This is a genomic window from Streptomyces sp. NPDC023527 (assembly GCF_055560115.1).
In genome coordinates this window covers 333,663-354,882 of the sequence record NZ_JBVHJJ010000003.1, presented here as the reverse complement: position 1 = coordinate 354,882, position 21,220 = coordinate 333,663, and the positions used below count along the sequence as shown (strand labels likewise).

The following is a 21,220-nucleotide window of genomic DNA, read 5'->3' as shown; positions in this document are numbered from 1 at the left end:
CAAGCGGTATGACAAGCGGTGCGACAGGCGGCGGACAGCACTGCGGCGGGCCGCTCCGGTTCGAGCCGGAGCGGCCCGCCGCTGCGATGACAGGACGTGCGAGGCCGGCGTCTACTTCGTCGGCTTCTTGCCGGTGATGCCCAGGTGCACGAGGAGGGCGAGGTTGGGCTTCAGCTCGGCCTGCTTGACGCCCCAGCTGGTGAAGCCCTTCTGGTGCGAGGCCACCGCGGCGAGCATCGCGACCAGAGAGCCCGCGACGGCCGCCGGGTTGACGTCCTTGTCCACCTTGTTCTTGGACTGGAGCTCCTTGACGGAGTCCGTGAGGGAGTTGGTGACGGCGTTGAGGATCTTCATACGGATCTTGTAGAACCGCTTGTCGCCCTCGGCCGCACCGAGGTCGACGACGCGCAGGATGGCGTCGTGCTTGCGCCAGAAGCCGAGGAAGCCGTCGACCAGTTCTTCGGCCGCCTGCCACCCGGACTTGCCGACCCAGGAGCGCCCGGCGACGAGCTCGGTGAGGCTCGTGCCCTCCTTCGCCATCTCCTCGGCGATCTCGAGGACGGCGCCCTCGACGTCGGGGAAGTACTGGTAGAAGGTGGCGGGAGAGGTGCCGGCCTTGCGGGCGACGTCGATGACCTTGACGTCGCGATAGGGCGAGGAGCTGAGCATTTCGCTGAGGCAGTCGAGCAGCTTCTGCCGCGTCGCCTGGCCGCGTCGGCCGGCCACGCGGCCGTCGACGGTGCGTACTTGTCCTGTCATGCCGTCAGCTTACCGAGGGGTGATCGGAGCGCGATTCGGCCGCATGCAAATGGGGGCGGGGGTGTGAGGTGGGGTGTAAGCCCAGCTCAGGCGGCATTTCAGGGTCGGCGAGAAGATCGGGACGGATTGGCCCGTACCGGTGAATCGTCTTATCAACACCCTGTGGACAACGCGGGCGGGGTGGACACCTCACACTTATCCACAGGCCGGGGTGAAATCCGCGATACCCCGATAACGTGGCAGTCGGAACACCTTGTGCGGGAAGGTGAGAACCGACTGAGGGTAGCGGGGTAACGCAGGGTTACGGGATGAAGGCGCGGGAGAGGCTGCGGGACGGGACGTTCCGCATGTGGTGGAGACACGGCGAAGCATGACCCGGGTTCGCAACCGCGGCCTTCGCCAGGAAGAATCAGTAGGCGTACCCCCGGAGATAATTCGCGGTGAGACGCTGCACGGGGCTGAAACCCTTCAAGCCCCCACGGGGAGGTGGCAGGCCAGTGGTGGAGCAGCTTACGCAGCACGACCCGAGACGGATCGGCCCGTTCGAGGTGCTCGGCCGACTCGGTGCCGGCGGCATGGGGCTGGTCTATCTCGCCCGCTCGGCGTCCGGTCGACGGGTGGCGATCAAGACGGTGCGCACGGAGCTCGCGGAGGACCAGCTCTTCCGGGTCCGCTTCACGCGTGAGGTGGAGGCGGCCCGCGCCGTCAGCGGCTTCTACACCGCCGCCGTCGTCGACGCCGATCCGCGCGCCGCCGTGCCCTGGCTGGCCACCGCGTACGTGCCCGCGCCCTCGCTCGAAGAGATCATCAACGAATGCGGGCCGCTCCCCGCGCAGGCCGTGCGGTGGCTGGCCGCCGGCGTCGCGGAGGCGCTGCAGTCCATCCATGGCGCGGGGCTGGTGCACCGCGATCTGAAGCCGTCGAACGTGCTGGTCGTGGAGGACGGCCCGCGCGTCATCGACTTCGGCATCGCCTCCGGTGTCTCCAACACCCGGCTGACGATGACCAACGTCGCCGTCGGCACGCCCGCTTACATGTCCCCCGAGCAGGCGCGCGACTCCCGCAGCGTCACCGGGGCCAGCGACATCTTCTCGCTGGGCTCCACCCTCGTCTTCGCCGCGACCGGCCACGCCCCCTTCCACGGGGCGAACCCCGTGGAGACCGTCTTCATGCTGCTGCGGGAGGGCCCGGACCTCGGCGGCCTCCCGGACGAGCTGCGGCCGCTGATCGACTCCTGTATGCAGATGGCGGCCGAGCACCGCCCCAGCCCCGCGGACCTCCAGGCCCAGCTGGCGCCGCACCTCTTCGCCTCCGGCGGTGGCGACGACAGCGGCACGGCCTCCGCCTGGCTGCCGGACAACGCCGTCACCCTCATCGAGCAGCGCCGCGCAGGACACCGGCCCGCGGCGGCGGGCACCGGCGCCCGGGGCGGCCGGAACCGCTCCGGCCCGTCCCGGCCGCCACAGCAGCCGACCCCGCCCCGCGCGCCCGCTCCCGCGTACGAGCCGCAGGGCGCCGCACCGCGCAGCGGGCCCGCCTGGGGCGACGGCATGGGCGGAGCGGCCACCGGCCGGTCCGGGATGGCCGGCGTCCGCGACCCGCGCGGTGGCCTGGGCGGGCCCCACGCCGGGGCCGCTTCCGGGCAGGCCGCGCAGGGCCGGCACGCCGCCGCCCCCGCCGCCGCTCCCGTCTCCGCGCACGACAGGTCCGTACGACTGGCCGGCTCGCAGGTCCCGATCGGTCCCGGCCCGCTCGTCACCGAGGCGCGCGAACCGCAGGCCCAGGCGGCCACCGGTCCCGCCACGGGGTGGGTGCGCCCGCCGGCCGGTCTGCCCGGCGCTTCCGCCTCCGTGCCGGTCCAGACGCCCGCCCCGCAGTCCGACGGTGGGAACACGCAGGGTGAGCAGGGGCGTTGGCGGCCGTGGCGGTTCCGGATGTCCAATGACGTCTGGGGCACGCCGACCGTCGCCGGTGAGCTGTTGTACGTCACCTCTTTCGAGGTACACGCGCTCGATGTGGCCAGTGGGCGGCGGCAGTTCAAGACCCGCGACGTGGCATGGGCGATGGCCGTGGCGGACGGCCGCATCCACGCCTCGGACGGGCCGACGCTGTATGCCCTGGACGCGGCCGACGGCGCCGAGCGGTGGCGGCTGGCCACCGACGGCTGGGTCTACTCCCTCCGGGCCGACCGCGGGACGATCGTCACCGGTACGCGCGGCGGCGGCGTGCAGGCGTGGGAAGCGGCCAATGGCGAGCTGCTGTGGGAGATGGGCGGCCTCCAGACCGACTTCGAGACGCCCGACTGCGGCCCGTTCGTCCAGGACGGCACGGTCTATGTGTGGGCCGACGCCCGGCTGCGCGCCCTGGAGGCCCGTACGGGCGCGGAGCGCTGGTCGTATCCCGTGGGCGACACCGCGTCCTGCGGGGGCGTGCCGGTGCGGCTGCTGGCCGCTCAGGACGGCGCGGTCTATGTCGCGGCCGGCACGCGCGTGCTCGCCATCGACGTGGCGCGCGGCGACGTCCGCTGGCGGTTCGAGGCACCGGCGGTCTTCCTGAGCCCGCCGGCCTTCGCGCCGGGCCCCGCCGTGACGGGTGGTGGCGTCTATATCGCCGACTATCTGGGCACGGTCTACGCCCTGGACGCGGCGACCGGCCGCGACCGCTGGCGCATCGCGACCGAGCCCCGTCAGTCGACGGAACCGGTGCTGGTGGCGGCCGGGTCCGTGCACCTGGGCAGCGGTGGCGCGCTCTACACCCTGGACGCCGTCACGGGCACGCCGAAGTGGCGCTTCGCCGCGGGCGGCGATGTCGTGGGCGCCCCGGTCGTCGCCGACGGCAGGGTCCACTTCGGCTCCGCCGACCACTGCCTCTACACGGTCGACGCGGTCGGCGGTCAGCTTCGCTGGAAGCTGGCCACCGGCGGTGAGATCACGGGCTCGCCGGTGGTGACGGGCGGCGTCGTCTACGCCTGTAGCAAGGACCGGTGCGTCTACGCCCTGGACGCGGCGAAGGGCACGGGCCTCTCCCGGCGGTGACCTTCCGTTCTACGGCCTGCCGCTCGCGGCTCACCGCAGGCGGTGGTCCGCCGCGCGCCGGGTGAAGAGCTCCGCCTGGCCGGCCGGGGGCAGGTTGCCCAGGGAGATCAGATGCGGGGCGAGGGCGAGGGCGTGGCCGCGGGCCGCCTCCTTCGCCGCCCACAGAGCTCGTACGGTCCCCTGCACCGCCTCGGTGGGGTAGGAGGCGATGACGCCGGCCGCGCGGAGAGCCGCGGTGACCGCCTCGCCGGGTGCGGTGAGCTCGGAGACCAGCCCGATCTCGTACGCGCGCCGGGCGGAGAGCCGTTCGGCGGTGCCCATCAGCGCCGTCCGGGCGGCCTCGCCGAACGGCATGCGCTGGGCCATGTGGAGGGCCTCGTACGCGCTGACCATGCCGTACGAGGTGTGCGGGTCGAAGAAGGTCGCGTCCTCGGAGGCGACGACGAACTCCGCCTCGCCGAGCAGGTAGAACGCCCCGCCGCACGCCATGCCGCCGACCGCCGCGACGACGGGCTTCCACAGGTCGGCGGCCTTGGGGCCGACGGTCAGGAGCGGGTCGTCGACGGAGTAGGGCGAGCCCGGCTGCGGGACGTCGGCGGACCGGTCGATGCCGGTACAGAACGCCCGGTCACCGGCGCCGGTGAGGACGACGGCCCGTACGGCGTCGTCGAGGCGGACGCGGCGCCACACGGCGGCCAGTTCGGCGGCCATGGCGAGGTCGATGGCGTTGAGCCGACGCGGTCGGTCGAGGGTGACGAGGGCGACGCCGTCCGCCCTCACCTCCGTACGGACCGAGGGCGAGCCGTCGGCGGTCATGGCCGCGCCAGCAGCCAGCGGGGCACGGTGACGCCCTCGGCGAGCCGTGTGAAGGTCACGCGTACGGGCGCGCCGATGCGCAGCAGGCCCGGGTCGACGGAGTCGAGCGGGGCGTCCGGGGCGGCGACGACATTGCCGACGAGACGGATGCGCGGGGCGTCGGCCAGCTCCACGACGACGACGTTGTACGGGGCTAGCTCGGCGTAGGCGGGCAGGAGGGGCGGGTGGGGCAGGACGTACGACCAGAGGTGGCCGTGCCCGCTCATCCGGCGCCACTCGCCGGCGAAGGACTGGCAGCGCGGACAGCAGGGCCGGGGCGGGAAACGCGGCTCGTGGCAGTCGGCGCAGGACTGTATCCGCAGCTCACCGCGGGCCGCGAACTCCCAGAAGGGGGCGCCGTCCTCGTCGGGGACGGGCAGCAGCAGGCCGTTGTCAGTGGTGCCCTTCATGATGGAGGACATGAAGACTCAACTCCTCAGCAGCAGTGCTGAAGTGGGGACTCCCTCGCCCGCTGTCACCAGGCAGGTCGTGGCGCCGGGGACCTGCGCGGTGGAGGTGCCGCGGAGTTGCCGGACGCCCTCGTTGATGAGGTTGAAGCCATGGACGTAAGCCTCGCTGAGTCCGCCGCCGCCCGTGTTGAGCGGGAGCCGGCCACCCAGTTCCAGCGCGCCGCCTTCGGTGAAGGCCGCGCCCTCGCCGCGTCCGCAGAAGCCATAGCCTTCGAGCGAGAGCGGGACGAGCGCGGTGAAGGCGTCGTAGATCTGGGCGACGTCGACGTCGTGCGGGCCGAGGTCGGCGTTCTTCCACAGGTGCCGGGCCGCGGACCAGGCGGGGCCCGTCAGGGGGTCGTCGTTCCAGTAGTTGACCATGCCGTGGTGCTGGGCGGGCAGGCTCTGGGCCACGGAGTGCACATAGACCGGCGGGCGGCGGCAGTCGCGGGCCCGGTCGGCGGAGGTGACGACGCAGGCCAGGGCGCCGTCGGTCTCCAGGCAGTTGTCGAAGAGGCAGAGCGGTTCACTGATCCAGCGGGAGGTCATGTACATCTCCCGGGTCAGCGGCCGCTCGTACATGATCGCGGCGGGATTCTGGTTGGCGCGGTTGCGGCAGGCGAGCGCGACGTTGAAGAAGTGGTCGCGGGTGGCGCCGTATTCGTGCAGATAGCGGCGGGCGAGCATGGCGATCTCGTCGACCGGGCGCAGGAGGCCGTACGGGCGGGTCCACTGCGCGGGGGTGGGCAGCTGCACCCGGGTGTTCCGCCAGGGGCGTGGTCCGGAGCCGCGTTTGCGGGAGCGCCAGGCGACGCCGACGGTCGCCTGCCCGGTGGCTATCGCCGCGGCGAGGTGGGCGACGGTCGCGCAGGAGCCGCCACCGCCGTAGCCGGCCTTGGCGAAGAAGGTCACGTCACCGGCCCCGATGGCCTTGGCGACCTCGACCTCGTCGGTCTCCTCCATGGTGTAGGAGGCGAAGGCGTCGACCTGGGAGGGAGGGATGCCGGCATCGTCGAGCGCCGCGACGATCGCTTGACATGCCAACGCCTTTTCCGAAGCGGGAAGTTGCCTGGCGAAGGGGGTCTGTCCTATGCCGACGATCGCGGTCGCGTCCTTGAGTGTCGTCGCCGTCGTCATCGCCCTTGCCGCCTCCGCGTCGCCGTTGTCTCTGCCGTGGTCGCTGCCTCTGCTGCTGCCGTCGCTGTCGGTGTCGCATGTGCTCGTGCGGCTCCTGCGGGCGCCGGTGGTGGGTGTGCCTGTGTTGCTGCCGATGGCGCCGGTGCGGTCACGGGTGCCACTGCTGACAGCGCGGAAGGCTATCGCTAATCTGACGCTTAGTCAGCTAGTGGTGCGGGAGGGCACGCGATGCGCGGGGATCTGGAATACATGTCCATACCCCGGCTGGTCCGCGCGGCCGCCGCGCGGCACGCCGACCGCGAGGCGGTGGTCGAGGGCCGGACCCGGATCGGGTACGAGCAGCTCGGCGCGCGCGTCGAGCGTGCCGCCGCGGGCTGCCTCGCCGCGGGTGTCCGGGCGGGTGACCGGGTGGCCGTCTGGGCTCCGAATACCCTCGACTGGATCGTCGCGGCCCTGGGCGCCGTCACGGCCGGCGCGGTTCTCGTCCCGGTCAACACCCGGCTCAAGGGCGCCGAGGCGGTCCGGATCCTGGAGCGCACCCGCGCCAGGCTGCTCTTCGTCACCGGCACCTTCCTCGGCACCTCCTACGTGGCCTCCTTGCGCAGCGCCGCCGGCCGGGCGAACGGGGCGGGCCCGGAGCCGTGGAGGGAGGCCGAGGGGGGAGGGCCGCTGGGCGGGCTGCCGCATCTGCGGGAGGTCGTCGTCCTGGCCGACGACGCGCCGGCCGAGTTCCGCACCTGGGAGGAGTTCCTCGACGCGGGGGAGGCGGTGCCGGCCTGGGCCGTGCGCGCACGGGCGAACGCCATCGGCCCCGACGCACCCTCCGACATCATGTTCACCTCCGGCACCACCGGTGAGCCCAAGGGCGTGGTCGTCACCCACGCCCAGACCCTGCGGGCCTTCGGCATCTGGAGCGAACTGGCAGGGCTGAGGAGAGGAGACCGCTATCTGATCGTCAACCCGTTCTCGCACAGTTTCGGCTACAAGGCGGGCGTCCTCGCCTGTCTGATGCGGGGCGCGACGATGGTGCCGCAAGCCGTCTTCGCGGCGGACACGGTGCTGGCCAACATCGCGGCGGAGCGAATATCCGTGCTGCCGGGACCGCCCACCCTCCTTCGGACGATCCTGGACCACCCGGCGCGGGCGGCCCACGACCTCTCACCGCTGCGGCTGGTGGTGACGGGTGCGGCCGTCGTGGACCGGCGGCTGGTCGAGCGGCTGCGCGACGAGCTGCGGGTGACGACGGTCCTGACCGCGTACGGGATGAGCGAGGCGACCGGGCTGGTCACCATGTGCCGGCGCGGTGACCCCGCCGAGGTCGTCGCGGGCACCTCGGGACGTGCCGTGCCGGACACCGAGCTACGGGTGACGGATGCCGACGGCCGGGCGCTGCCGCCCGGCGAGCCCGGCGAGATCCTGGTGCGCGGCTTCCAGGTGATGTCCGGCTACTTCGAGGACCCGGAGGCCACGGCACGGGCCGTCGACGCCGACGGGTGGCTGCACACCGGGGACGTCGGGGTGCTGGATGCCGAGGGGTACCTCCGGATCACCGACCGGGTCACGGACATGTTCGTGGTCGGCGGGTTCAACGTCTACCCCGCCGAGGTCGAGCGCGTGCTCGCCCGGCATCCGGGGGTCGCGGACGCCGCGGTCGTCGGTGAGCCGGACGGCCGGCTGGGGGAGGTGGGCAGGGCGTATGTGGTGCGGCGGCCGGGCGTGCCGACGGTGTCCGCCGACGAGCTGATCGCCTGGGCGCGGCGGGAGGTGGCCAACTACAAGGTGCCGCGCGCGGTGGAGTTCGTAGGACGCCTGCCGCGCAACGCCTCCGGGAAGGTGGTCAAGCACGTGCTGCGGCAGAACGGGGGAACGGCGGGGGAGCAGTGGGGGGAACAGCGGCGCGGGCGGCGGCGCTGAAGAGGTCCGGCGATCAGGATGGCGTCCCGGACGACTCGCCGGGCGACTTCCTGAGCGACCACCCGGAACGCTTCCGGGCGCACCTCCAGGACGGCCTCCCGCGGGTCCCCATGCCTGATCCGAAGAGGTGGACGCGAATGCCGCTTTCCGTCGAAGAGCGTGAAGAGTTCCTGGTCGGCCCGCATGTGGCGGCGCTCGCCGTCGACTCCGGCGACAAGAGGCGCGGCCCGGTGAACGTGCCCGTCTGGTACGTGTACCGGCCGGGTGGTGATCTCGTGTTCGTTACCGGCCGCGCCTCCCGCAAGGCGCAGCTCATCGCCGATGCCGGGCGCTTTACGCTCATGGTGGACCGGACGTCTCCGACGTACCGCTACGTCTCCGTCGAAGGTGAGCTCGTGTCGATCGCCGTGGCGACCCAGGAGCTCGTGAGGGAGATCGCTGTCCGCTACCTGCCGACGGAGAAGGCGGTGGCGGAGCACGTGGAGAGACTCACGGCCGATCCCGAGGCGGCGGTGGCGATCACGATGCGACCGCGGCGCTGGCTGTCGGCGGATCTCGGTGGCTGGAGCTGACCTCGGGCCCGTCGGGAATCGATCCGTCAGGAATATCGCCCGTCAGGAATGTCGGCCCGTCAGGAATTGCGACCGTCAGGAACCGTGTCCTCGGGGGCTATGCCGTCAGGAATCGGACCGTCAGGACTGGGCGGCGGTCGTCGATCCCATGTGGTCGTCCTGTCCGCCGTCGACGTGATCACCCTCGGTGGGGTGGTCGTCGAAGCCGCCCGTGGGGTGGTCGTCGTCCATGCCCGTGGGGTGGTCGTCACCGGGGACGCCGTGTCCGCCGCCGTCCGTCAGGGCGACGGTGGGAGCCGGGACGGTGGGGTGGTCGTCGGCGGCGGCCGGTACCGCGGTGGCGATCGCCGCCGCGGCGGCGAAGCCGGCTATGGCGAGCGCCCGCCTGGTGCGCGTACGCGTGCTGTTCATTTTCCAACTCCTCTTATTCGGGGGGTGGTATTGCGGTGGTGATACCCGTGTGGGCGAACGTAGCCGCTGAGGTCGGCGGCGTCCGCGATTTGGGCCGAAAAGCTGTGATCCTTGGCCGGCTCGCCGGTGGCTGATGATGAAGAAAGGCGACCCGGCGCTGTTCCCAGCGGATCCGGCGGCGGCGGCCTCGGCGAAATTCCTGACGCCGTTGAACATGACCGCAGGGGTCGGCGTCGACGGCTCCCCCTCCGTGCTGCCGACGCCGGCCCCTGCGGTCCCCCGTGTGCGGGTCGCCTGCGGCGGTGCCTCAACTCCCCCGTTCGTGTTGTACGAGTTGAGACTTTGCCGTTGGCGACCTTGTGCTTCCCCCGTGGTGTTTCTTTGGTGCGGTTCCCTCTGGGTGTCGCATCCCCCCGGATGTTCCCCTTGGTGTCCCCCGGGTGTTGAACCCCCGGTGTCCTGCATCCCCCTGGGTGTCGCATCCCCCCGGATGCCGTTCCCTCTGGGTATTGCGTTTTCCCCCCGTGCGGCGGCACTTCCCCCGTCGTACTCCCCCCGTTGTCAGTGCCGCCGCTGTGAAATTGTTGAACTCTTTCCGTGGCGCTTTTCCCCGTGGAACCTCTCTCCCCTCAGGTCGGGCCTCCGTCTGCCCGGCTTCCGCCGGGCACCCCCGTAAGGCCGTTCCTGAGAGGCCCCCCACATTGCTCGGGTTCCGTCTGTTCCCCCGTGAGTCCCCCCGTGAGTCCCCCCGTGCATCCCCCGTGGTTTCCCTTGAGCCCTGCCGGCCGGAGGTCTCCGGCCGGCCGAGCCCGGTCGGTGCCGCGCCGGTCAGACGCCTTCGCTACCGGCGTGGTCGTCCCGCAGCACCTTCAGCGGACGGCCGCCGCCGGCGTGGTCGTCCATCGGGGCGAGCAGCGGCTTGGGGCTGCCCGCGTGGTCGTCCGGCGGTACGGGCTGCGGTGTGGGCTGCGCTGCGGCGAGAGTGGCGCCGCCGGCGTGGTCGTCCTGCGGTGTGTTCACCACACCCGGCTTGAGCTGAGTCTCGTCGCTCATAGCGATCACTCCGTTGGTCAGTGCGAGTCGTTTTGGTGTGAAGGGGAAGTGGTGCGGTGGTGCTTCGGGATAGCAGAACCCGCCCGGCGACTCCCCCGAGGATCGCCGGACGGGGAATAGGGCTGACCAGGGTTGATCACCCTAAGGTGAGGCCTCACCTACGACCCGCCTGCCCCCCGACGCGACGGATCGACATGAGTAAGACTGCCGTGCGGCGATAAACGATCGATGAACGGGCACGTGGTGGGGGTTTTCCAGGGACGTTGGGCCCTGGTGTGGGGGCGGTTCGGGCTGTTAAGGGGGGTGGGTGCGGGTGGGTGCGGGTCTGGTCTTCGCCGGCCGATGGATCTTTCCCCTACCCGCCCCTTCCCGACCCGGAGCTCCGCCCCTGGCCCTGGTCCTCAATCACCGGGCGGGCTGAGTGGGGTTGAGGCTCTGCCCCGGGCCCCGGTCCTCAAACGCCGGACGGGCTGAGTGGTTGCCCGGACGGGCTGGGTGAGGTGCTGGGGCGGGCTGGGTGGGGCGCCCGGACGCGTTGGGTGAAAGGCCCCGACAGGCCGCATGAGGCGCCCGGACGCGCTGCACGAGGTACCCGACGCGCCACGTGAACCACCCCCACCCGCCAAGCGAAGCGCCCCGACCCGCTGACAGGAGCAGCCGCCCCCGACGGACCGACGTACCTCCCCGGCCCCGCCCGCCCGTCCCGCCGTTCCCCTACGCCGCCGTAACAACCCCCGTCAACAGCCTCCGCACGTCCGCCGCCTCTGCCGAGCCCAGTTGTTCGAAGATGGACAGGGCTTCCTTCCAGCAGGCGTGGGCGCGGCCCGGTTGGCCCAGAGCGTCCAGGGAGCGGCCCAGGACGATCAGGACGTTGCCGCGCCGCCAGTCACCGCCGATGCCCCGGAGTTTCAGGGCCTGCTCGGAGTGGTGGGCGGCCGCGGCCGGGCGGCCGGCGGCGAGGTGGACCTCCGCGAGGCGGTAGTGGGTCATGCCCTCCCACAGCCGCTGCCGGTTGTCCCGGAACACCGGCAGCGCCTCGGTGAGCCGCTCGATGGCCTCTCCGTAGCGGCCGCCGTGGGTCAGGGCGAGGCCCAGGGCGTAGAGGGCGTTGGCGTACCGCCAGGAGACGCCGATCTCGCGGTAGAGGGCGAGCGCCTGCTCGGCCAGTTCGACGGCCGAGCCGACGCGGCCGCTGTCGAGCCGTACGCGTGAGAGGTTGCTGAGGGCGCTCGCCTCGCCCGGCCGGTTGCCGTCGGCCCGGAAGGCAGCGAGCGCCTGGCGTACGTACCGTTCGGCGTCCTCGTGGCGGTGTTCGTAGATGGCGATGATGCAGCGGATGTTGGCGGCGTAGCAGCAGGGGATGGGGTCCCCGCAGGCGCGGCCGAGGAGCACGGCCTGCCGCGCCTGTTCGTCGGCGAGGTCGAAGCGGCCGGCGATGCTGTGGACATGGGCCAGTACGTAGCGGGCGCGGCCCTCGGCCTGCTGGTCGCCGGCGTCCCGGCTGGTGGCCAGCAGGGCCGCGGCGGCGTGCTCGTACTGCCGGGAGTCGGCGCCGGACTCGGCGAGGTCCTTCGCGGCGAGCAGCAGGTCGACGGCGCGCCGCAGTGTCTCGCCGGTGGCGCCCGCGTGCTGCCGTACGCAGGCCAGCAGGCAGCCGGCCTCGGCGTACAGCCAGTCGCCGGCGGCGCTCCGGTCGGTGAAGGTGAGGCCCGGGTGGGTGGTGGGCGTGAGGTGGGCGAGGAGCTGGTCGCCGGGGCGCTCCAGGACGTACACGCCCGCCGCCGTCGTCAGATAGAAGTCCAGCAGCCGGGACATGGCCGCCTCGCGCTCGGCCGGGGCCTGTTCGTCGCGCTCGGCGCATGCACGCGCGTAGAGGCGCAGGAGGTCGTGGAAGCGGTACCGGCCCGGTGCGGCGGATTCCAGGAGCGAGGTGTCGACCAGGGATTCCAGCAGTTCCTCGGTGGCGTCGAGGTCCAGTTCGAGTACGGCGGCGGCCGCGGCGAGCGAGATGTCGGGGCCGTCGGCGAGGCCGAGGAGGCGGAAGGCGCTTGCTTGAGCGGGTTCCAGCTGGCCGTAACCGAGTTCGAAGGTGGCCTTGACGGCGAGGTCGCCGGCGCGCAGCTCGTCCAGGCGGCGGCGTTCGTCGCCGAGCTTGCGGGCGAGGACGGAGACCGTCCAGGTGCGGCGGGCGGCCAGCCGGGAGGCGGCGATGCGGATGGCGAGCGGCAGGAAGCCGCAGGCGGCGACGACGTCCATGGCGGCGTCGCGCTCCGCGTTGACCCGTTCGGCGCCGACGATGCGGGTGAAGAGGACGAGCGCCTCCTCCGGGCTCATCACGTCGAGGTCGACGAGGTGGGCGCCGGCGAGGTCGACCATGCGGGCGCGGCTGGTGACGAGCGCCGCGCAGCCCTCGGTGCCGGGCAGCAGCGGGCGGATCTGGGCGGCGTCGCGGGCGTTGTCGAGCAGGGTGAGGACGCGGCGGCCGTCGAGCGTGGAGCGGAAGAGGGCGGCACGGTCCTCCAGCCCCTCCGGAATGGCGGCGTCCGGGATGCCCAGGGCCCGCAGGAACGACCCCAGCACCGCCTCGGGCTCGGCGGGCACGGGCCCGGCGCCCTGGAGGTCGACGTACAGCTGGCCGTCCGGGAAGTGGCGGCGGGCGGCGTGCGCGACGTGCACCGCGAGCGTCGTCTTGCCGACGCCGCCGATGCCCGCGACCGCGGACACCGCCATGATGCGGCCCTCCGCCGTGGCGAGCTGGTCGCTGAGCTCGTCCACGAACGCGCCGCGGCCGGTGAAGTCGGAGACGGTCGCCGGGAGCTGTGCGGGCCGGATGAAGGTGGGTCCGGCGCCGGGGCGGTCGGCCGGGGCCAGGTGCAGGGCGAGGTCGGCGTCGGCCTGGAGGATGCGCTGCTGGAGCTCGGAGAGCTCGGGGCAGGGGTCGACGCCCAGCTCGTCGGCGAGCAGCCGGCGGGTGTCGGCGTAGACGGCGAGGGCCTCGGCCTGGCGGCCGCTGCGGTAGAGGGCGAGCATCAGCAGCTCGCGCAGCCGCTCGCGCAGCGGGTGGGCCGCGGTCAGGGCGGTGAGCTCGGAGACGGCCTCGGCGTGCGCGCCGACCTCCAGGTCGAGGTCGAGGCGGGTCTCGATGAGGGAGAGCCGCCACTCCTCCAGCCGGGTGCGCTGGGTCTCGGCGTACGGGCCGGGCAGACCGGCCAGCGGCTCGCCGTCCCAGACGTCGAGGGCTTCGTTGATGAGCTCGCGGGCGCGGGCGCGGTCCCCGGCGGCGCGGACCTTCTCGGCCTCGGTGGCGAGCCGTTCGGCGTGGTCGATGTCGAGGCAGTCCTGCCCCACCCGTATCGCGTAGCCGCCGGACTCGCTGACCAGGGCGTCGGCGTCGGGGCCGAACGCCTTGCGGAGCCGGGAGGCGTACGTGCGCAGCGCGGCGAGGGCGGCGTGCGGGGGTTCCTCGCCCCACAGCGCGTCCACCAGCTCGGGTGCGGTGGCGGTGCGGCCGCCGCGCAGCAGGAGGGCGGCGAGAAGCGCCCGCTGCTGCGGCGAACCGGTCTGGAGCAGTTCCCCGCCGCGCCGGGCCCGGACGGGCCCGAGCACAGTGAAGCGCAGCTGCTGCCCGTGCCCTGTGTCGCCGGCCATTGTGACCCCCTGCTTGTCCCGCTCGGTCGCACCGGCCAGTCTGCCTTGTTCGCGGCCTTCGCGTCAGCAGGGGTCCGGCCTCTCCACAAGCCCTGCCACGGACCACCTCACCACCTTGCTGACGGATCGTCAGATCCCCGCTACCGTGTCGGCCATGGTGAGCTTCCCCAGGATCATCTCGGTGGACGACCATACGGTCGAGCCTCCCCACGTCTGGCGGGACCGTCTTCCGGCGAAGTATCGCGACGTCGGACCGCGAATCGTACGGGCGCCCGTCAAGGAAATGACCTTCGTCGGCGGAAGGTTCGCCCCCGTTATGGGCAGCCCCGGCGACGACGGCCCGCCGGCAGACTGGTGGATCTATGAGGATTTGCACCGTCCGCTCACTCGGCTGGATTCCGCCGTCGGATTCTCCAGGGACGACATCAAACTGGAAGGCGTCACCTACGACGGGATGCGCCCGGGGTCCTACAGCGTGCCGGAACGATTGGCCGATATGGACCGTAACCATGTCCAGTCCGCGCTCTGCTTCCCCACCTTCCCCCGCTTCTGCGGCCAGACCTTCACCGAGGCCAAGGACCGGGAACTCGGCCTGCTGAGCATCCGCGCCTACAACGACTGGATGGTCGAGGAATGGTGCGGCCCCGACGCCCGCGGCCGTCTGATACCCCTGACGATCGTCCCCCTGTGGGACGCCGCCCTGGCCGCCGCCGAGGTGCGCCGCAACGCCGCCCGGGGCGTACGCGCCGTCTGCTTCTCCGAGATACCGCCGCACCTGGGCCTGCCGTCCATCCACACCGACGCCTGGGACCCCTTCCTGCGCGCCTGCGACGAGACCGGCACGGTCATCGCCATGCACATCGGTTCCTCCTCGCGCATGCCCTCCACCTCCCCGGACGCGCCGCCCGCCGTCAGCTCCACCATCACCTTCGCCAACTGCTGCTTCTCCCTGACCGACTGGCTGATGTCGGGCAAGTTCGACCGCTTCCCCCAGCTGCGCGTGATGTACGCCGAGGGGCAGATCGGCTGGATCCCGTACGTCCTGGAGCGGGCGGACGTCGTCTGGCGCGAGAACCGCGGCTGGGGCGGCGTCGCCGACAAGGTCCTCCGCCCGCCCTCCGAACTCTTCGCCGCGCACGTGTACGGCTGCTTCTTCGACGACGCGTTCGGCCTCCGCAACCTGGACGCCATCGGCGAGGGCAACGTCCTGTACGAGACGGACTACCCGCACTCCGACTCCACGTGGCCCCGGTCCCGGGAGGTCGCGGAGGAACAGATGGGGCACTTGGCGCCGGACGTGGTCGAGCGGATCGTCCGGGGCAACGCGATCGAGCTGCTGGGGCTGACGGGGGAGGGGCTGTGGGCGGGGGCGCGCACCTGAGAGGCGCGGGCCGAAACCGGATGCGTGCCCCTAAGAGCAAGTGCGGTGGTACGGGCGGGTGGTGCCCACGTGGCGGCGCCACTCGGCGCTGGTGAGGTCGCGCCCGGCGATGCGGCACAGGCCCTGGATCCACGACTTCTCGGCGAGGTCCCAGGAGAGGACCTCGCCGCCCTCGGTGACGGTCCACAGAGTGCTGCCGTCGGGTGCGAGGGCCATGCCCGTCTGGACACCTGCGCCGACACTACCGACCACGGAGTCGGCCGGCTTGGGCAGGACGAAGCCGCTCAGCCGGCCCCCGTCGCCAACGTCCCACTGCGTGAGGGTGCCGTCGGAGGCGAGGGTGATAAGCCTGTCCCCGTCCGTGCTCACCTCGGCGATCAGGGCGCCGACCCCGTCCGAGCGCCAGCGCGGGCGGTGCGCGCCGACATCCCAGCGGATCAGCGAGCGTTTATCGCCCACGATGTACAGGGAGCTGCCGTCGGCGGACAGGGTGAGGTCCCTGACACCCTCGTCGCCGAGCGGCACGGTCTGCGACAGCTGTCCGGACGGCAGGTCGTAGAGGTTCACACCGCCCTTGGGGTTCTCGGCCGCCGCGGTGCGGCCGTCCGCGCTCAGCGCGGTCATCACGCCGGTGTACGGCTTCAGCTCGGCCGCGCGCACCACGGTGCGCACCTTGCCCGTGGACAGGTCAGCGAGGTGCGCGGCCCCGTCGCTCGTCATGGCGGTCACCTTTCCGTCCCGGCCCGGGGCGAGCGCACGCACGGCATGCCCCAGCGAGCTCTCGGACAGGGGTACGCGCGTGGCCGCGACCTGCCGGGGCGCCGCGCCCGACACGTCCCACGCCCGTATCTCCCCGCCCTCCGCCGTGTACAGCTTCCGGCCGTCCGTGCTGAAGACCGCGCTGGTGAACCAGGCGTGCCGCACGTCCTTCTCTGTGGACTCGGGGGTGTCTTCCTTCTCCGGCCAGAGGCGGGGCGGCGTCCCGCCCTCTCCCCAGCCGGACCAGGTGATGCGGCCGCCGGCGCCCACGGCGATGGGAAAGGAGCGGGGGGCCTGGTCGGAGTCCGGTACGCGCAGCCCGTGTGCGTGGGCGGCGCGGGACGCCTGGGTGAAGTCCCACAGCGCCACCGTGTGCCCGTCGGTCGACGCCAGCCTGTTGCCCTCACCGGGCGAGAACACCATCAGGGAGGGCGGCCCGGTGCCGGTGAGCTCCCGGACCCGGCCCCGGCTGCTGTCGTCGTGACCGGAGGCCGAATCGGCGAGGGTGATCCCGCTCCCCGTCGCCACCGCCATGCGCCCGGTGTCGGACATGGCGAAGCCGCGGGCCTCCTTCTCGGGCAGCCAGGGGAAAGGGCCGCACTCGTCATTCTTCTTGTCCGCGTCCGGCCCGCCGCGCAGGGACTTCGCGGAGTAGGTGGAGCCGTACTTGATGTACCCGAAGCAGGTCCCGGAGGGCGAGATGCCCGCCGCGGCATCCCCGGCCGGTGTGACGATGCCCCACTCGTCGCCCGCCTTCTTCAGGTCGGGCACGGACAGCAGCACCCCGCCCCCGCCGCTGCCGAGGGCCATCAGCCGGGTGCCGTCGTCCCGGAACGACACGCTGCTGACGTCCTGCTGCCCGGTGTACGCCTCCTTCGTCTTCTCCTTCGCGCCCGCGTACAGCGTCGCGTGGCCGCTCCCACTGCCCACCGCCAGATTGCCCGCCCTGTCGAACGCCACCGACGTCACGGCCGCGGGCGGGGAGGCGAGCCGCCGCATCTTCTTCTCCGCCAGGCCGTAGACGCCCACCGAGCCCTTGCCGTCCCCGACGGCCAAGGATTTGCCGTCCTGGCTGAAGGCCAGCGCCGTCACCGTCGCCGGCAGCGTGGTCCGGCCGCGTACGGTCGTACCGTCGCTGCTCCACACCGTCACCCCACCCCCCTTGTCCCCCACGGCCACCAGGGCGCCGTCCGCGCTGAAGGCGAGCCGCGAGACCTCCTTCCCGCTCGACACGAACCGGACCAGGTGCGGGCTCGCCGCCGCCAGCTGGTTCAGTGCCGAGACGGCCTCGGGGGTGTCCTGCGTCCGGTACGCCTCGATCGCCAGCAGCGACGCCAGGCGCAGGTCGCTTCCGCTGAGGTTGAGCGCCGTCGCCGCCAGCTGGCGGGACGTCGCGAGGCGGGTCTGGTCCCGTGCCTTGTCCCGCTGCTGGAAGGCGATGACCGAGGTGATGCCGGCCGCCACGGCCAGCGCCGTGATGGCGGCCACCGCGCCCCGCGTGAACCGCCGGACCTTGCGGTGCTGGGTGACGTCCTCACCGATCAGGTCTTCCTTGGGGCGCCCGTGGAGCGGGGCGGCCAGGTCGGCCACGCACTCCTGGAAGCGGGGGTCCCGGCGCGAACCGCTGTCCTCCTCCGCCATCCAGCGCAGGTCCACCCACCGGGGCTCCTCGGCGAACATGCCCTCCAGAGCGCGCGGGAGGCAGTCCGTACGTGCCCAGTCGAAGTCCCCTCCCGCCTCGTCCCACGCCAAGTCGCCGCCGGTCACGACGATCAGTAAGTGCGGCGCCCGCGGACCGGCCCGCCACCATTCGATCTCCTTCGCCACCCAGGGCGAGCGGGCGGCTTCCGGGGACGCGAGCAGGATGAAGGTCCCGGAATCGGCGAGGTTCCGCTCGACCTCGCTCCACAGCGCCGGGTTGGCCGAAAGCGAGGCATTGTCGAGGAAGACCTTCAGGGCCCGTCTCTGGCGCCAGTTACGGGCGAAATTCTGGAGCCCTCTCCTCAGGTGTGCGGCCCTGGCGCTGTCCGCGGTGTGGCTGTACGAGATGAACGCGTCGTAGCGGTAGCCCTGACCTTCCTGATCCGCCCGAGCTCCCTGATCAACGGCAGAGGCCTGGTTCTCCATTCGCCGTTCCCCCTCCTCCATGGCCCGTCCTATGGGCCGTTGTCGGTTCATCCCACCGTCGAACGAGGTCGAAACGGCGAGCGAGGAGAGCGGCGGCTCAGTCGCAGGTGGGACGGGAGGGGCGCGCAGTGCGTACGTAGCGGTGCCATTCGTCGTCGGTCATGTCGCGTCCGGCGGTGCGGCACAGGGTGCGGATCCAGGACTCCTCCGACACGTCCCAGGAGAGGACTTCGCCGCCCTCCGTGGCGGTCCACAGGGTGTCCTCGTCGGGGGCGAGCGCCAGACCGGTCTGGTCGCCCGTGCCGACGTCGCCGCCCATGGACCCGGCCGCCTTGGGGAGGGTGAAGCTGCTCAGCCTCTCTCCGCGGTCCGCGCCCCAGCGGGTGACGGTGCCGTCGGAGGCCAGGGTGAGGACGTCGCCACCGTCCGCGCCCACCTCCACCTCCCGGGCGCCGGCACCGTCCGTACGCCAGCGGAAGCGCTGCTCATCGATGTCCCAGCGGGCGAAGGTCCGCTTCCGGCCCCGCATGTAGAGGGACCGCGTCCCGGCGGCCAGGACGAATTCGTCGGTCCGCTCGCCGCCGAGGGTCACCGTCCGGAGCCTGCGGCCGGACGGAAGGTCGTAGAGGTCCACATCACCCTTGAGGGTCGCGATCGCCGCGGTACGTCCGTCGGCGCTCAAGGCACCGGCCAGCATGTCGTTCGGATCCGGCATGCTCTTGGGCACCACGGTCCGCACCTCACCGGTCCCGGGGTCCACGACGTGCACGGCCCCGTCCTGCGTCGTCGCGACCACGGTCCCGTCCCGGCCCGGGGCGATGGCGAGTACGGCGTTGAAGTACCTGCCCTTTTCCGTCGGCAGAGGCACGGTTCCGCGATCGCTGAGCCGATTCCCCGAGAGGCGCCATGTCCGGATCTCCCCGTCGCCGCCGGCGTAGAGCGACCTGCCGTCGGGGGTGAACGCCAGGGAGTAGTACGAGGCTGTTCGGGGATCCCCGCCGGTGATGTCCGCGCGGTCCTTCGTCGACCGGACGCGGAACGACTGCCCGTAGAGGCCCTCGCCCTGCCAGCTCCAGGCGATGCGGCCGCCCGGTCCGACGGCCAGCGGGACGGTGATCGGCATGGTCGCCCCGTCCGGGATCTCCAGGCCGTGCGAGTGCGCCACACGGGACGGCCGGCCGAAATCCCACAGTGCGACCGTCCGGCCACCGGCGGAGGCCAGTCTCCTGCCGTCGCCCGGCGAGAACTCCAGCACCGACGGCGTGCCGATGCCGGTGAGCTCCTGGATCTCACCCGGCACATCGGAACCGGCCCGGGGCGCGTCGGCCACCGTGATCCCCGAGGCCGTCGCCACCGCCATCCGGCCCGCGTCGGCGAGAGCGAAGAGGCGGGCCTCCTGGTTGGCCAGCTTGGGGAGCCGCCCGCACCGCGTGGCCGACGGGTCCGCATGGGACGCGTCCCTGGCAGCCGCGGCGACGCTCGGGTTTCCGTGCTTGATGAACCCGAAGCAGGTCCCGCTGGGGGACGAGGCTTCCGCGAAGTGCCCGGCCGGTGTGATGCGCGACCAGCCCTCGCCGGCCTTCTCCAGCGAGGGCACGGACAGCAGGGTCCCCGCGCCGCTGGCCCCCAGCGAGAGCAGACGGGTGCCGTCATCCCAGAAGGAGACGTAGTCGGCATAAGGGGTGGGCCGTGCCGTCTTGGTCTTGTCCCTGGCGTTCGCGTAGAGGGACACCGTCCCGTCCCTGCTGCTCACGGCCAGGTGCCCGCCCTTCGGCTGGAAGGCCAGGGACGTGGTGGGACCCGGCACCGATGCCAGCTGCCGCATCTTCCTCCCCGCCACCCCGTAGACCCCGACATGCCCCGCGTCGTCCCCGACGCCCAAGGACTTCCCGTCCCCACTGAACGCCAGCGCCGTCACCGCCCCCGGCAGCGCCGTCCGGCCCCGTACGGCGCTCCCGTCACCGCTCCAGAGCGTCACCCCGCCGTCCGTGTCGCCGACGGCCACCAGGCCGCCGTCCGGGCTGAAGGCGAGCTTGCCGACCTCCGCGCCGCTCGTCACGAACCGCACCAGATGGGGGCTGGCGGTGGCCAGTTGGTGCAGGGCGGCGGCGGCCTCCGGTGTGTCCTGGAGCCGGTGCGCCTCCACGGCCAGCAGTGACGCCAGCCCCAAGTCGTCCCTGCTGAGGTTGAGCGCTGTCGCCGCCAGCTGCCGTGACGTCGCGACCCGGGTCTGCTTCCGCGCGGCGTCCCGCTGCTGGAAGGCGACCACCGACGTGATGCCCGCCGTGACGGCCAGCGCCGTGACGACGGCGATCGCGCCCCGCGTGGCCCGCCGGAGTCTGCGGTGCTGGGTGACGTCCTCGCCGATCAGGTCTTCCTTGGGGCGCCCGTGGAGCGGGGCGGCCAGGTCGGCCACACACCTCAGGAAGCGCTCGTCCCGCAGCGAGCCGCTGTCCTCCTCCGTCATCCAGCGCAGGTCCACCCAGCGCGGCATCTCGGCGAACATCCCCCGCATGGCAGGCGGAACGCAATCGGTGCGGTCCCAGTCGAAGTCCCCCGCGACGTGGTCCCACGCGAGCTCGCCGTCGGTCACCACGACCAGCGCCTGCCGCGCCCTGGGGCCGGCCCGCCACCACTCGACCTCCCGCGCCACCCACTCCGAATCGGCGGCGTCCCGGGAGGCGAGCAGGATGAAGGTCCCGGAATCGGCCAGGCTTCGCCGGACCGCGTCCCACAGCGCCGGGTCGGCCGAGAGCGAGGCGTTGTCGAGGAAGATCCGTAGGGCCCGTAACTGGCGCCAGTTCCGGGCGAAACTCTGGAGCCCTCTCCTCAGACGCACTGCCTTCGCGCTGTCGGCCTCATGGCTGTACGAGATGAACGCGTCGTACCGACAACCCTGATCGACGGCAGTCCCGTCACGCTTCCCCATCGCTCCCCCTCGCCCATGGCCCCCCGGCCCATGGCTTGTTTTCGGTTATCCCACCGTCGGGCGATACCGAAACGAGGGATGAACGCGCACATATGCGGGCGCCCGACAGGGAATTCCCCCGGGCGCAGCCGGACCTGCCCATTCCCCGGACACCGGCCCCTTTACGGCCGTAAAATCCCCTCCGTTTCGGG

13 protein-coding genes are annotated in these 21,220 nt (G+C 72.2%); 4 read left to right on the top strand and 9 right to left on the bottom strand.

The features are described from left to right. Window positions 1–111 precede the first annotated feature (111 nt). On the bottom strand, window positions 112–759 hold the full coding sequence (locus ACZ303_RS08555; protein WP_467336458.1) for a TetR family transcriptional regulator: 648 nt from the start codon (window positions 757–759) through the stop codon (window positions 112–114). A gap of 497 nt (window positions 760–1,256) precedes the next feature. On the opposite strand from ACZ303_RS08555, the gene afsK reads away from it, so the two are divergent. Continuing rightward, window positions 1,257–3,794: a protein serine/threonine kinase AfsK gene (gene afsK, locus ACZ303_RS08550; RefSeq protein ID WP_467336456.1), complete on the top strand. Its 2,538-nt coding sequence runs from the start codon at window positions 1,257–1,259 to the stop codon at window positions 3,792–3,794. A 30-nt stretch (window positions 3,795–3,824) separates the two neighbouring features. Here the strand turns inward: afsK and ACZ303_RS08545 are convergent, their stop codons facing one another. The 3 genes from ACZ303_RS08545 to ACZ303_RS08535 are packed head-to-tail and all read right to left on the bottom strand — an operon-like array spanning window position 3,825 to window position 6,235. Further along, window positions 3,825–4,610 carry an enoyl-CoA hydratase/isomerase family protein gene (locus ACZ303_RS08545; RefSeq protein WP_467336455.1) on the bottom strand — a complete coding sequence of 262 codons (786 nt, stop codon included), beginning with the start codon at window positions 4,608–4,610 and terminating at the stop codon, window positions 3,825–3,827. Then, window positions 4,607–5,071, bottom strand: a complete 465-nt coding sequence (locus ACZ303_RS08540) for a Zn-ribbon domain-containing OB-fold protein (protein ID WP_467336454.1) — start codon at window positions 5,069–5,071, stop codon at window positions 4,607–4,609. The genes ACZ303_RS08545 and ACZ303_RS08540 overlap by 4 nt, the downstream gene beginning before the upstream one ends. Before the next feature lie 6 nt (window positions 5,072–5,077). Then, entirely contained in the window at window positions 5,078–6,235 is a 1,158-nt protein-coding gene (locus ACZ303_RS08535; RefSeq protein WP_467336453.1) for a lipid-transfer protein, read from the bottom strand. A 228-nt stretch (window positions 6,236–6,463) separates the two neighbouring features. Here ACZ303_RS08535 and ACZ303_RS08530 point away from each other — a divergent pair, with 228 nt between their 5' ends. Both ACZ303_RS08530 and ACZ303_RS08525 read left to right on the top strand, forming a co-directional pair. Continuing rightward, window positions 6,464–8,149 (top strand): AMP-binding protein, encoded by a 1,686-nt coding sequence (locus tag ACZ303_RS08530; protein ID WP_467336451.1) that lies wholly within the window; start codon window positions 6,464–6,466, stop codon window positions 8,147–8,149. 137 nt (window positions 8,150–8,286) lie between these two features. Continuing rightward, the gene (locus tag ACZ303_RS08525; protein ID WP_467336449.1) at window positions 8,287–8,721 is read left to right on the top strand and encodes a pyridoxamine 5'-phosphate oxidase family protein; all 435 of its coding nucleotides are present in this window, start codon (window positions 8,287–8,289) and stop codon (window positions 8,719–8,721) included. A 120-nt stretch (window positions 8,722–8,841) separates the two neighbouring features. Here ACZ303_RS08525 and ACZ303_RS08520 read toward each other — a convergent pair whose 3' ends face one another. The 3 genes from ACZ303_RS08520 to afsR form a co-directional block, all read right to left on the bottom strand. Then, window positions 8,842–9,132 carry a hypothetical protein gene (locus tag ACZ303_RS08520; protein WP_467336447.1) on the bottom strand — a complete coding sequence of 97 codons (291 nt, stop codon included), beginning with the start codon at window positions 9,130–9,132 and terminating at the stop codon, window positions 8,842–8,844. 828 nt (window positions 9,133–9,960) lie between these two features. Next, window positions 9,961–10,185 carry a hypothetical protein gene (locus tag ACZ303_RS08515; RefSeq protein ID WP_467336445.1) on the bottom strand — a complete coding sequence of 75 codons (225 nt, stop codon included), beginning with the start codon at window positions 10,183–10,185 and terminating at the stop codon, window positions 9,961–9,963. Window positions 10,186–10,899: 714 nt separating this feature from the next. Then, the gene (gene afsR, locus ACZ303_RS08510; protein ID WP_467336443.1) at window positions 10,900–13,833 is read right to left on the bottom strand and encodes an SARP-family global regulator AfsR; all 2,934 of its coding nucleotides are present in this window, start codon (window positions 13,831–13,833) and stop codon (window positions 10,900–10,902) included. Window positions 13,834–13,987: 154 nt separating this feature from the next. Between afsR and ACZ303_RS08505 the strand changes: the two genes are divergently transcribed. Further along, entirely contained in the window at window positions 13,988–15,214 is a 1,227-nt protein-coding gene (locus ACZ303_RS08505) for an amidohydrolase family protein (protein ID WP_467336441.1), read from the top strand. Between the two features lie 30 nt (window positions 15,215–15,244). On the opposite strand, the gene ACZ303_RS08500 is transcribed toward ACZ303_RS08505, so the two are convergent. Further along, the gene (locus tag ACZ303_RS08500; RefSeq protein ID WP_467336439.1) at window positions 15,245–18,100 is read right to left on the bottom strand and encodes a toll/interleukin-1 receptor domain-containing protein; all 2,856 of its coding nucleotides are present in this window, start codon (window positions 18,098–18,100) and stop codon (window positions 15,245–15,247) included. A gap of 97 nt (window positions 18,101–18,197) precedes the next feature. Continuing rightward, window positions 18,198–21,029 (bottom strand): TIR domain-containing protein, encoded by a 2,832-nt coding sequence (locus tag ACZ303_RS08495; protein WP_467336437.1) that lies wholly within the window; start codon window positions 21,027–21,029, stop codon window positions 18,198–18,200. Between the last annotated feature and the right edge of the window lie 191 nt (window positions 21,030–21,220).